Below are 12,116 nucleotides of genomic sequence, written 5' to 3' on the forward strand. Positions count from 1 at the left end.
CCATCGTCGGTGCCGCTGCTCCTAAGCTAGACGCCATGCACGGTGGCTTGCCGCCACCTCGGATTCATTCTGGCGTTCAACCAATCAGGAGCGTTGTCATGGCCCTTCGGGATTTCAAAGTGCTGACTTTCGACGTCGTCGGAACGTTGATCGACTTCGAGGGCGGCATGCTCGCCTACCTGCGCCGTGCGGCACCCGACAGCAAGGTCACGGACGAGGACTTTCTGGGCGCCTACCGGGCGGCCCGCAAGCGCGGCCAGACCGAGTGGTATCCCGATGATCTCGTGCCGTGCTGGCACATCGTCGCGCAGCAGCTTGGCCTGCCCGATAGCGACGCGCTGGCACGCGGCTTTCGCGATTCCGTGGCCGAGTGGCCGGCGTTTCCCGATTCGGTCGAGGCGCTGCAGCGGCTGGGCAAGCGCTTCAAGCTCGTCACCATGACCAACGCGCAGTCCTGGGCGCTTGCGCATTTCCAGCGGACGCTGGGCGCGCCGTTCGATCTGCTGCTCAGCTGCGACGATGCGCTGTGCGAAAAGCCCGATGCGCAGTATTTCGCCTACGCACGCGGTCGCTATGAAGGCGCCTGGGGCTTCAAGCAAGCCGACAATCTGCACGTGGCGCAGAGCCAGTACCACGACATCGGCATCTCCAAGCGCCTGGGGCTCGCCACCTGCTGGATCGAGCGCCGGCACGGCATGAAGGACTCGGGCGGCACCATCGAATCCGAGCACACCGTGCCCGATTATCACTTCCACACGCTGGCCCAGTTGGCTGACGCAGTCGAGGCTGGCGAGTGAGGCGCGAGGCCATCGCGGAGCCGGTCGCCGATCTGCTGCCGGACCTCGTGGCGCTGCGCCGCGACCTGCACGCGAATCCGGAACTCGCCTACGAAGAACACCGTACAGCGGGCATCGTCGCGCAGTCGCTGCGGGTGTTGGGTCTGGCGGTGGAGGAGGGCATTGGCGGCACGGGCGTGGTGGGCACGCTGCGCGGCGGACAGGGCAGACGCAGTGTCGCGCTGCGCGCCGACATGGATGCCCTGCCGATGGTGGAACTGGGTCGATCACCGTACGCGAGCCGCATGCAGGGCAAGCACCACGGCTGCGGGCATGACGGGCACACGAGCATGCTGATTGGCGCAGCGCGCCAGCTCGCGCGAACGGGCGTCGACGGGACGGTCCACTTCATCTTCCAGCCTGCCGAAGAGGGCCAGGCCGGTGCGCGCCGGATGATTGAAGACGGCCTGTTCGAGCGCTTTCCGTGCGATAGCGTCTATGCGTTACACAACTGGCCCGATCTGCCGCTCGGACATGCGCAGACGCGGCCGGGCCCGATCATGGCCGCGGCGGACCGGTTCGACATCACCGTGCGCGGGCGTGGCGGGCATGCGGCCCAACCGCACCACACGCCCGATGCCATCCTGGCGGCCAGCCAGCTTGTGGCACAACTGCACACCATCGTGTCGCGCCGGATCGACCCGAGTGAGTCGGCGGTGTTGTCCGTTACGCGCATCGAAGGCGGGCACAGCCATAACGTGCTGCCGGCCGAAGTGCGGATTACCGGCACCGTGCGCAGCTTTGATGCCGTATCGCAGGATCGCATCGAGGCGGCGTTGCGCGACACGGCCAATGGCATCGCGCTGGGCAGCGGCACGCAGGTGGAGGTGGATTACCGCCGCTATTACCCGGCCACCATCAACACGCCCGCCGAAGCGATGCTCGCATTACACGCGGCGCAAGCGATTGGCCTGCAGGCCGTGGAGGCGCCACGCGCTGCCTTCACTTCAGAAGACTTCGCCTTCATGCTGCAGCGCAAGCCGGGCGCCTATCTCTGGCTTGGCCAGGGCCGCTCCGACGCCGGCCCCGATGGCGAATACCCCTTGCACCACCCCTGTTACGACTTCAACGATGACGCGCTGCCGCTGGGCGTGCGCTGGTTCTGCGAAGTCGCCCGCCGCGCGTTGGCGGCCGCTTCATACGGTTCTTGAACTGCGGCCATGCGTGTCACCCTCCCGGTATTGCTGCCTTAGAAATCCGCCACCTTGCCCCAGGCCGAGTGCTTGAAGCGCGCCGGGTCGTAGGGGGCAGGGTCGAAGATCGGCTTTTCACCTGTCACCAGATCGGCGATCAGATGGCCTGCGCCGGGGCCGATACCGAACCCGTGGCCCGAGAAGCCCGCAGCCAGGATGAATCCAGGGATCTCCGGCACTTCGCCGATACCGGGCACGCCGTCCGGTGTGTTATCGACGAAGCCGGCCCAGGCGTTGGCGATGCCCGCTTGGCCCAGCACCGGCAGCAGTTCGACGGCGCGGTTGTAGGTTTGTCTGACGGCCGCTGCATCCGGGCGTGGGTCGAGGATGCGCATGCGCTCCATGGGTGTAGGAGCATCGAGCCGCCACCGCGCGAGTGTTTCGTGCCCCGCGCGAATGCCTTCCAGCCCGCCGGGGAACACATTGCGCCAGCGCTTCGCGAACATCGGCAGAAACTGCGGTGCGAAGCGCAGCAACTGTGCCGTCGGGTCCACGCGTCCGCGCCCGCTGATGGCAAGGTTGTAGCTGCCATCGCTGCGGCGGGTGATGGACACGCGCGCGGTATGCAGCGCGTCAGGCACCGGCTCGGTCACCCCCGTCACACGCACGATGGATTGGCGAACGGTCGCCTGCGGAAAACGAATGCCCAATTGGCGACAGAACGACGAGGCCCAGGCGCCGCCAGCAAACACCACGGTGCGAGTCTTGATGGTTCCGGCTTCCGTGACGACGCCGCTGACGCGGCCGCCCTCAACTTCAATGCCCCTTGCGGCGCAGTTTTGGTGCACGGTGCCGCCGAGCTTCATGAGCGCAGCGGCCACAGACGGTGCCGCCTTGGCGGGGTCCGCCGTGCCGTCGCTGGGTGAGAATACGCCGCCCTTCCACGTGCGACCGGTGAGACGGGCCCGCTCGGAGGCTTCACGGCTGCTCAGCATGTGTGTGGTCACGCCGGCCGTTCTCGCGAAATCGCGCCACTTCGTCCAGCGGGCAAGCTCTTCTTCGTCGTTGCTGAGATAGAGCAGGCCGCAGCGGCGGAAACCTGTGTCTTCTCCCGTGTCGGCGGCAAACTGCTCCCACAGTTCGAGGCTCCGGGTGGCCATCGGCAGCTCTCGCGCATCGCGGTTTTGCTGTCGGCACCAGCCCCAATTGCGGCTCGACTGTTCGGCCCCGATGCGGCCCTTTTCGACCACGGCCACCGATACACCGCGCCTGGCCAGGTAGTAGGCAGCAAAGACGCCGATGATGCCGCCGCCGATCACAACGACGTCGGCCTGCGCTGGAAGGGAAGAGGCGCTCTCGATGAGGCGCAACGGCTGAGACATAAATCGTGTTCCTCGTTCGTTCAGGCCTGCGCGTTTTGCACCACGTAGAACTTGGCGACGCGCTCTGTGCTCTGCCATCCGATATCGGCGCCCTGCGGCACGAAGATGGCATCGCCGGTGGTCACGGACAGCACGCTGCCATCGGGGCCCGCGAATTGCACACCGCCATCGAGCACGTACATAAACTCGTTCACCGGATGTGCGCGAACGATGCGGTGGTAGGGCGTCGAGTCCCAGGTGCCTGCGCGGTACTGCGTTGGCTCGTCGGTGAAGACGTTGTCGCTGCGGCACTGAGGAACAGGTCCGATCAGCACTTCTTGCGCCGGGCCGCCCGAGGGTTTGAAGTCTGCATCCGCATGCAGCGGGATGAGCGCTGGCGTCGTGGGCGTGTTGCTGGCCGCAGCGCAGAAGACGAATCGAACGCCGGCAGCAGCCTCGATGCGCACAGCTGTGCCGGATGCGATGACCGCGCCGGCGCCCGGGCCGATCACGTGCGGCGTCGAGCCCGGTGCCGTGAGCGTCAGCTCGCCATCCACGACGGCGAGCGTTTCCGTATGGGGAAAGCTCGCGACATCCAGTTCGCCAACAAAGCTTGCCCGGCCGGCGCTCATCGCGTTTGGCCCTTCCCAGGCAATCTCCCGTTCTTGCGCGAATGGATCGTCAGGGCTCAGGGCGGCAGGCCGGAACGCGGTTGAGATTTGGGCGCCGTCGGCGCGATGCAGGATCAGGGCGGTTGTCATGCAGGTGGTTCCTTGCCGTATCGAAGCGCGGCCTTGGTTTCGCGCGGCGTCAGCGTTGATTGGGAAAGAGCCGTTCGATCGGGCAGTGCGTCTTGATGAACGGCGATTTGATGACGATGTAGCTGAAGTATTTGGCAATGCCGATGTTGCGCTCCAGCAAGTCTTCGATCACTTCCTGGTAGTGATTGACGCCCCGGGTGATGAAGCGCAGCAGGTAGTCGTAGCCGCCCGAAAGCAGGTGGCATTCGAGCACCTCGTCCACCTCGCGGATGGCGGCTTCGAAGCGCACGAAGGTTTCGCGGTGGTGGTCCGACAGCGTGACCTCGGTGAAGACGGTTAGCGTGTCACCAAGCTTTTCCAGGCGGATGTGTGCGCCATAGCCGGAGATGTAGCCGGCTTGCTCCAGGCGCTTGACGCGGATCAGGCACGGGCTGGGCGAGAGGCCCACGGCATCGGCCAGGTCCACGTTGGTCATGCGCCCGTTCTTCTGCAGCTGGGCGAGGATGCGCAGGTCTAGACGATCGATCTTGAGGGCTTCGGTCATGGCGGGACGCGTGCGTGGAAGATAGATCCGATTCTGCTGTAGCCAGTATCTTTTGTGTCAGCTTGTTGCGGCCTGTGGCTACGGGTGTTGCATCAGGCGAGCGCGGCGCGCACGGCCGGCATGGCCAGCACGTCGTCGAGCGTCTTCTTCAGGCGTGCGAAGAGTTGCGCGAACTCGTCTTCGGTGTAGGTCAGCGCCGGGGCAAAGCCCAGGATGTTGTCGCCAAACGCCCGGAACACGAGGCCGTGGCCATAGGCAGCCGAGGCAATCAAGTTGGGCAGGCCAAGTGCAGCGTCGAAGCCGCGCTTGGTGGCCTTGTCGCTCACGAGTTCCAGGGCGCCCAGCAGGCCACGATGGCGTGAGTCGCCCACCAGCGGGTGCGTGAGCAACCCGTCCAGCCCCGCCGCAAAACTTGCCGCGCCGCGCTGGCCGTTGGCGAGGATGCCGCCTTCTTCGTACAGGCGCAGCACCTCCAGTGCCACCGCCGCACTCACCGGGTGGGCCGAATACGTGGCGCCGTGGCCGATGGGCACCCCGGCGGGCGCGCCGTCGGCAATGCCCGCGTAGATCTGGTCGGAAATCAGCGTTGCGCCCATCGGCACGTAGCCCGCCGTGAGGCCCTTGGCCATCGTCATGATGTCGGGGTCGACGCCTTCGGCATCGCAGGCAAACATGGGCCCAGTGCGACCAAAACCGGTGATGACTTCATCCACCACGAACAGGATGCCCAGCTCGCGGGTAGCGTCGCGCATGGCCTTGAGCCAGCCCTTGGGCGGCACGATCACACCGCCGGAGCCCTGGATCGGCTCGCAGAAGAACGCGGCGACGTTGTCCGCGCCCAGCGCGGCCACCTTGGCACGCAATGCCGCCACCGAGGCCGCGATGATGCCCTGCGCATCCGCCGGCTTGGCCGCGCGGTAGGGGTTGGGCGAGGGGATGTAGTGTTGCGTCGGCAGCGGCAGGTCGAAGTCACGATGGAACGCCGGCAGCGCCGTCAGCCCCGCGCCCGTCGACGACGAACCGTGATACCCGCGCTCGAGTGAAATGAAATGCTTCTTCGCCGGCTTGCCGACGGCATTGAAGTACTGGACGATGAAACGTACCGCAGCATCCACCGCCTCAGACCCACCCAGCGTGAGATAGACGTGATTGAGCGAGCGCGGCGTGATCTGCACGAGCTTGTCGGCCAGGCGGATGGCGGGCTCGCTGCTGAAATGGAAGTAGCCCGTGGCGTAGGGTAGGCGGCGCATCTGCTCGGCGGCGGCCTGCACCACGCTCTCCTGGCCATAGCCGACGTTGACGCACCAGAGGCCCGCGAAGGCGTCGAGCAACTCGTTGCCGTGCGCATCGGTCAGCCATGAACCGCGTCCGGATGTCAGCACGGTCGGCCCGCGTTGCTCGTGGGTGCGCCAGGATGCGACCGGGTGGATCAGGTGTGCGCGGTCGATGGCGTCAAGCGAGGCAAGCTGGGGCAGATCGGTGAGCTGGGTCATGGCAGAGTCCGTTCGTGCAGTGAAGGCAATCAATGCACTCAAGAGTAGGCCGGGCGAGCCTGGCCTTGGTGCTGCTTTGCGCGGGCAGAACGCAGCAGGCTGCTGTTGTTCGGCGCGCAGCAGCAGATCGTGCGGCGTGCGGCGTTACCTGTGGTTTCAGTAGCCGCGCGAGCGGTCCACCAGCCCGACCATGGGCTCGCCCGCGGTGAAGCGGCGCAGGTTGTCGATCACCACCGCTGCGGCGGAAAGCGGCTGCGTCATGCTGGCAATGTGCGGCGTGATGTGGACGCGCGGGTGGCGCCACAGCGCATGGCCGGTGGGCAGCGGCTCGGGCTCGGTCACGTCCAGCATGGCTTCGCTGAGCTGCCCGCGATCCAGCGCCGCGATCAGGTCGTCGCTCACAAGCTGCGGGCCGCGCCCCACATGCACCAGCGCGGCGCCTTGCGGCAGTTGCTCGAACAGCGCTGCATTCAGCACGCCGCGCGTAGCATCGGTCAGCGGCATCAGACAGATCAGGATGTCCGTGCGCGCCAGGAACGCCGGCAGTTCCTCTTGCCCGGCAAAGCACTGCACGCCGTCGATGGCATGGCGCGATCGGCTCCAGCCCGCGCAATCGAAGCCGAAACCCTGCAACTGCGCAAGCACGGCCTGCCCGAGCGAACCCAGCCCCAGCACGCCAATGCGGCGCTCGCTGGCGGGCCGCACCGGCAACGCACGCCACTGCTCCGCCTGCTGCTGGCGCCGGTACGCGGGAATATCGCGGTGCAGGCTCAGCACGGCATGCGTGACGTACTCCACCATGCCCCGCACGATGCCCGGCTCCACCATGCGCACCACGGGCAGCGTGGGCGGCAGCGCCGCAAAATTGAATTGATCGACCCCCGCGCCCGAGGAGAACAGCACCTCCAGATGCGGGAACTGCGTCGCGATATCGGCGGGCGGCTCCCAAGCCGCAAGAAAGCGCACCCGCAGCGGATCGCCAATATCGGGCCAGATGCGGAAGTCGATGTCAGGCGCGTGTTGGCGAAAAACCTCGGCCCATTGCCGGCCGCGAACAGGGTCGGACTTGTAGAGGAAGGTGGTTGTCACGATGAGGTGTCGGCACAAGGTTCGAGGCTTAACCCATCGCCTGGGTCACGATGGCAAACAGCGCGGGCGCGCCGGGCGGTGTGGCCAGCGGCTCGCCCCGCACCATGGTGGTGGGGGCATCCACGCGCAGCAGGCCGATGCTCTCCAGCCACTCGGCCAGGCCGCTGTCGAAATCAATGTCGATGCGGGTGAAGTGGCCCGCGTTGATACCAGCCAGATGCGCGATCAGCGCTTTGGCGCTTTCGGCATCCGGGGCGACCACGGGGCCGATGGCGTGGCCGCGTCCGAATCGGCGCAGCATCGCGAAGCCGCGCGCTTCACCGTCGTCGTCCAGTACGACGCAGGCATCAGCGCTGGCAAGCAGGTCATCGATCAAGGCATCGCGCGGCATGCCCCGCGCCTGGGCGTCGAGCCGGCGCAAGACCTCCGATTCATTGAGCCCTGCGGGGCGCAGGCGCCAGCCGGCGGGCAGGGCAATCAGCGGCGTGGGCTGCGCAATGCCCTGGTGCTGGCGGATCTCGCCGGTGCGCACGAAGCCCAGGCGCTCGTATAAGCCACGCCCTTCGGCGGTGGCATGCAGCAGCACTGTATGGTCGTCCAGACCGTCGAGCAGCGCGCTCATGAGGCGATGGCCAATGCGCCTGCCCTGGCATGCCGGCGTCACGATCACCAGCCCGATGGTGGCGTGGCGCGGCCCCCAGCGCCAACGTTGTGCGGTGGCGATGATTTCGCCGTCACGCTCGGCGACGATGCCTTCAGCGTGCGCAAAACTCTGTGCCCAATCGGCCGGGCGGTGCGGCCAGCGCTGCTCTTCCGAGAGGGCATGCGCCTGGGGCAGATCGTCGGCAGTCATGGGGCGCAGCACCACACCGTCGTCGGCGGGCAGGTTTTGGGCAGATACGGACGAAGAAGACATGGGAGGTTCCTTCTGGCGAAGGATGGGGTTGGCACCGGTACTTATCTTGGACGACATCGCGGCCCGGAGCCAGATCGAATTCGGGTTTGCCCGCAATTTGCAAGCATCGTCTGTCGCGGGTGTCGGTTTCGCAATTCGATGCGGTAGCGCCCCTGGTTACGAACACAAATGCCGAGGCTTCCTGCCTAGCATCAATGACCTCATTTCGATATGGGTGCCGGGCTTCGGCGCCCCCCAAATTCGTGGCCAAATTCGACCCTCAGACCATCCGTGTGCCCTCCGGCCATTTCATCGGCGGCAGGCTTGTGCCCGATGCGGGCCGCATCACGGTGCGGCGCCCGTCCGACAACGCAGTGCATGCGGAGTTGCCGCTGGCTGACGCGTCCACTGTGGACGCTGCCGTGCAAGATGCGTGGCAGGCCTGGCGCACGACTGACTGGGCGCGCCGCGCCCCACGTGAGCGGGCGCGTGTGCTGCGCCGCTGGGCCGATCTGATCGACGCCGACGTGGCACACATGGCCCCGCTTGAAGCGGTGTGTTCCACCCGCCCGGTGCGCGATGCCGCCGCATGGGATGTGCCATTCACCGCCGAAGGCCTGCGCTTCTTCGCCGAATACGCCGACAAGCTCGGCGGCGACGTGGCGGCCACGCGGCACGACAACCTCGGTATGGTCGTGGCCGAGCCCTATGGGGTGGTCGGTGCAATCACGCCGTGGAATTTCCCATTGGTGATGGTTTCGTGGAAGGTCGGTGCGGCACTGGCAGCCGGCAACGCAGTCGTGCTCAAACCGTCCGAGCTGACGCCATATTCCGCCGTTCGACTGGCCGAACTGGCCATTGAGGCCGGTGTGCCACCGGGCCTGTTCAACGTGGTGCAGGGCGATGGCCGCACCACGGGCGACGCCCTCACGCGGCATCCGCTGATCTCCAAAATGACCTTTACCGGCTCGACCCGCACGGGCGCCGCCATCATGGCGACCTGCGCATCGCATGGCCCGAAGCCCGTCACGCTGGAACTGGGCGGCAAGAGCCCGCAACTCGTGTTTGACGACGCGCCGGACATCGACCGGCTGGCGGGCATTGTCGCGGGCGCCATCACCGGCAACGCGGGGCAGGTGTGCGTGGCCGGCTCGCGCCTGATCGTGCAACGGCGGATTGCCCCGGCATTGATCGAGCGCATCGCGGCACGCTTTGCGGCGCTTCGGCCCGGCGCTACCTGGGATGACACCGCCACGCTGCCGCCGATCATTTCGGCAGCGCAGGCAGGGCGCATCCTCGACATCGTGGAGCGTGCGCGCGATGCCGGCGCCCAAGTGCGTTGCGGCGGCGGCCTGTTCGGCGAGGGCCCGGGCGGTGCGTATTTCCAGCCCACGTTGCTCGAGGGCGTGCGCGCCGACAACCCGGCCGTGCAGGAGGAAATCTTCGGCCCCGTGCTGACGGTGCAGACCTTCGATGACGAAGCGGAAGGCCTGGCACTCGCTGCGCACGAACACTACGGCCTGGCCGCCGGCGTACACACCGCAGACATCGGACGCGCGCTGCGCGCCATGCGCGGCATCGCGGCGGGCACGGTCTGGATCAACCGCTATGGGCGCAGCGCAGATTTCGTCATCCCCACCGGCGGCTACCACCAATCGGGTATCGGCAAGGATCTGGGCCGGCAAGCGGTGGAAGCCAACCTGCGCTTCAAAAGTGTGCTGATCGATTTTGCTGCAACGCACTAGTGGGCCTTCGCGGTGCGTGCGGCACGCCAGCGGTGCAGACCGCATGGCATGCCGAGAGTGCCATCGGAAACAGCAGCTTTCTCACGTGAAACTGCGCATTTCCCTACAACCGTTGTGAGTCTGCGTGCTTCAATGATTTCGTCATAACCCTGTTGCAGAGAGTGCATAAGGGCCGCCACATCCCGGACCAGAGGACCTCAAACCATGATCTTCCGCCCCAAGTACATCACCTTTGATTGCTATGGCACGCTCACGCGCTTTCGCATGGGCGAGATGACGCGCGAGCTGTTTGCCGACCGCATTGCGGCCGAGCAGATGGAGCAGTTCATTGCCGACTTCACGGCTTACCGCTTCGACGAGGTGCTGGGAGACTGGCAACCGTACGAGGTGGTGCTGAAGAACGCCGTGCGCCGCCTGTGCAAGAAGTGGAAGATTCAGTACTTCGACACCGACGGCCAGGCCTACTACGATGCCGTTCCCACGTGGGACCCGCATGCCGACGTGCCGGCCGGTCTTGCCAAGGTGGCCAAGGAAATCCCGCTGGTGATCCTGTCCAACGCCGATGACTCGCAGATCCAGAAGAACGTGGCGATGCTCGGTGCGCCGTTCCACCGCGTGTACACCGCGCAGCAGGCACAGGCCTACAAGCCGCGTCTGAAGGCGTTTGAATACATGTTCGATTCGCTGGGCTGCAACCCGGAAGACGTGCTGCACGTGTCGTCCAGCCTGCGCTACGACCTGATGTCGGCCGATGACCTCGGCATCGTCAACAAGGTGTTCGTCAATCGCGGCCACGGCCCGGGCAACCCGGCGTACCGTTACACCGAGATCCAGGACATCGGCGGCTTGCCCGGTGTTGTTGGCCTCTAAGCCGCGTCTCGATCGCCACCACACATGACTTCCATGAAACTCGACTCCTACTGGAACGACTCGGTGCCCGCGCTGGCGCTGGACGCGCACGATCTGCCGGCGCAGGCAGACGTGGTCATCGTCGGCGGCGGTTTCACGGGGTTGTCGGCGGCGCTGGCGCTGGCCCGCCGCGGCGCCAGCGTGGTCGTGCTGGAAGCGGGCGAGATGGTGGCGCCCGAGGCGTCTGGGCGCAACGGCGGCCATGTGAACAACGGCCTGGCCGTCGACTACGCCGACTTGGCTGCCAAGGTTGGCGTAGACCGTGCCCGCGCCTGGTATCACGCCTACGACGCCGCCGTGGATACGGTGGAGCGCATCGTGCGCGACGAAGGCATCGCCTGCGACTTCCAGCGCAACGGTAAGCTCAAGCTCGCCACCAAGCTGTATCAGATGGACGCCCTGCAACGCAGCGCGGACCGGCTGATTGCGGATGGTGTGGATCGGGATGTCGAGATACTCGATGCCGCCCGCGTGCGCGCGGAGGTGCAGAGCGAGCGCTTCCAAGGCGGCTTGCTTTACAAGCGCAGCGGCCAGATGCATATGGGCCGTTTCGCGCAAGGCTTGGCCATGGCTGCGCAACGCCAGGGCGCCCAGATTCATACGCGCACTTGCGTGCAACGCGTCGAGCGTGTGCAGGGGCAGGTGCATCGTATCCACACCACGCGCGGCACTGTGCTGGCCAAGCAGGTGCTGCTTGCCACCGGCGCCTCGCGCCACGGCGGTTACGGCACGTTCGGCTGGCTGCGCCGGCGCATCGTGCCCATCGGCAGCTTCATCGTCACCACCGAACCGCTTGGTGCAGAGCGCGCGCACGCGTTGCTGGCAGCGCGCCGCACGTATGTGACGGTGGCAAATATTCACCACTACTTCCGGCTCACGCCAGACCACCGGCTGGTCTTCGGCGGCCGCGCACGCTTTGCGGTGTCGAGTCCGCAGCAGGATGCGATGAGCGGCGAGGTGCTCCGCGCCGGCCTGACGGAAACTTTCCCGCAGTTGCGCGACGTGCGTCTCGATTACTGCTGGGGCGGGCTCGTCGACATGACGCAAGACCGCCTGCCGCATGCGGGTGAACGTGACGGCCTGTTCTATTCCATGGGCTACAGCGGGCACGGCACGCAGATGTCCGTACACATGGGCGAACGCATGGCTGCGGTCATGGCCGGCGACGCCGCCGCCAACCCGTGGCGCGATCGCGCGTGGAGCGCCATTCCCGGTCACTTTGGCCCGCCTTGGTTTTTGCCGGCGGTTGGCATGTACTACCAGCTCAAGGACCGATTTGCCTGAGCTGAGCAGCAAACGCAGTCTTCCGCTGTTTCCAACGATCGCAACGCTTTCCAATTAGATCCATCA

General features: G+C 66.1%; 11 protein-coding genes. 5 read left to right on the plus strand and 6 right to left on the minus strand.

The window, feature by feature from the left end; genetic code table 11:
• The first annotated feature begins 98 nt into the window (after positions 1-98).
• Entirely contained in the window at positions 99-797 is a 699-nt protein-coding gene (locus tag R2N16_RS11225; RefSeq protein ID WP_316665748.1) for an HAD-IA family hydrolase, read from the plus strand.
• Positions 794-1,987, plus strand: coding sequence for a M20 aminoacylase family protein (locus R2N16_RS11230; protein WP_316665749.1), 1,194 nt, complete (start codon positions 794-796; stop codon positions 1,985-1,987). The genes R2N16_RS11225 and R2N16_RS11230 overlap by 4 nt, the downstream gene beginning before the upstream one ends.
• A gap of 38 nt (positions 1,988-2,025) precedes the next feature.
• Here the strand turns inward: R2N16_RS11230 and R2N16_RS11235 are convergent, their stop codons facing one another.
• The 6 genes from R2N16_RS11235 to R2N16_RS11260 form a co-directional block, all read right to left on the minus strand.
• Positions 2,026-3,351 (minus strand): NAD(P)/FAD-dependent oxidoreductase, encoded by a 1,326-nt coding sequence (locus R2N16_RS11235; RefSeq protein ID WP_316665750.1) that lies wholly within the window; start codon positions 3,349-3,351, stop codon positions 2,026-2,028.
• A 20-nt stretch (positions 3,352-3,371) separates the two neighbouring features.
• Positions 3,372-4,091: a cupin domain-containing protein gene (locus R2N16_RS11240; protein WP_316665751.1), complete on the minus strand. Its 720-nt coding sequence runs from the start codon at positions 4,089-4,091 to the stop codon at positions 3,372-3,374.
• Between the two features lie 49 nt (positions 4,092-4,140).
• Positions 4,141-4,635 carry an Lrp/AsnC family transcriptional regulator gene (locus R2N16_RS11245; protein ID WP_039599256.1) on the minus strand — a complete coding sequence of 165 codons (495 nt, stop codon included), beginning with the start codon at positions 4,633-4,635 and terminating at the stop codon, positions 4,141-4,143.
• Positions 4,636-4,727: 92 nt separating this feature from the next.
• Entirely contained in the window at positions 4,728-6,128 is a 1,401-nt protein-coding gene (locus R2N16_RS11250) for an aspartate aminotransferase family protein (protein WP_316665752.1), read from the minus strand.
• Positions 6,129-6,284: 156 nt separating this feature from the next.
• On the minus strand, positions 6,285-7,217 hold the full coding sequence (locus R2N16_RS11255; RefSeq protein WP_316665753.1) for a 2-hydroxyacid dehydrogenase: 933 nt from the start codon (positions 7,215-7,217) through the stop codon (positions 6,285-6,287).
• Positions 7,218-7,245: 28 nt separating this feature from the next.
• Positions 7,246-8,133 (minus strand): GNAT family N-acetyltransferase, encoded by an 888-nt coding sequence (locus tag R2N16_RS11260; RefSeq protein WP_316665754.1) that lies wholly within the window; start codon positions 8,131-8,133, stop codon positions 7,246-7,248.
• A gap of 242 nt (positions 8,134-8,375) precedes the next feature.
• Between R2N16_RS11260 and R2N16_RS11265 the strand changes: the two genes are divergently transcribed.
• From R2N16_RS11265 to R2N16_RS11275, 3 genes are all read left to right on the plus strand, one after another.
• The gene (locus R2N16_RS11265) at positions 8,376-9,857 is read left to right on the plus strand and encodes an aldehyde dehydrogenase family protein (RefSeq protein ID WP_316665755.1); all 1,482 of its coding nucleotides are present in this window, start codon (positions 8,376-8,378) and stop codon (positions 9,855-9,857) included.
• A 204-nt stretch (positions 9,858-10,061) separates the two neighbouring features.
• Positions 10,062-10,727 (plus strand): haloacid dehalogenase type II, encoded by a 666-nt coding sequence (locus R2N16_RS11270; protein WP_316665756.1) that lies wholly within the window; start codon positions 10,062-10,064, stop codon positions 10,725-10,727.
• 33 nt (positions 10,728-10,760) lie between these two features.
• Entirely contained in the window at positions 10,761-12,050 is a 1,290-nt protein-coding gene (locus tag R2N16_RS11275) for an NAD(P)/FAD-dependent oxidoreductase (RefSeq protein ID WP_316665757.1), read from the plus strand.
• Positions 12,051-12,116: the final 66 nt, after the last annotated feature.

Source organism: Ralstonia psammae (genome assembly GCF_958405935.1).
Classification (GTDB): domain Bacteria; phylum Pseudomonadota; class Gammaproteobacteria; order Burkholderiales; family Burkholderiaceae; genus Ralstonia; species Ralstonia psammae.

Excerpts from the sequence above, each read along its gene's own strand:
- R2N16_RS11275 (WP_316665757.1), top strand. The coding sequence starts at position 10,761 with ATGAAACTCGACTCCTACTGGAACGACTCGGTGCCCGCGCTGGCGCTG.
- R2N16_RS11240 (WP_316665751.1), bottom strand. The coding sequence starts at position 4,091 with ATGACAACCGCCCTGATCCTGCATCGCGCCGACGGCGCCCAAATCTCA.
- R2N16_RS11260 (WP_316665754.1), bottom strand. The coding sequence starts at position 8,133 with ATGTCTTCTTCGTCCGTATCTGCCCAAAACCTGCCCGCCGACGACGGT.
- R2N16_RS11235 (WP_316665750.1), bottom strand. The coding sequence starts at position 3,351 with ATGTCTCAGCCGTTGCGCCTCATCGAGAGCGCCTCTTCCCTTCCAGCG.
- R2N16_RS11225 (WP_316665748.1), top strand. The coding sequence starts at position 99 with ATGGCCCTTCGGGATTTCAAAGTGCTGACTTTCGACGTCGTCGGAACG.
- R2N16_RS11245 (WP_039599256.1), bottom strand. The coding sequence starts at position 4,635 with ATGACCGAAGCCCTCAAGATCGATCGTCTAGACCTGCGCATCCTCGCC.
- R2N16_RS11250 (WP_316665752.1), bottom strand. The coding sequence starts at position 6,128 with ATGACCCAGCTCACCGATCTGCCCCAGCTTGCCTCGCTTGACGCCATC.
- R2N16_RS11270 (WP_316665756.1), top strand. The coding sequence starts at position 10,062 with ATGATCTTCCGCCCCAAGTACATCACCTTTGATTGCTATGGCACGCTC.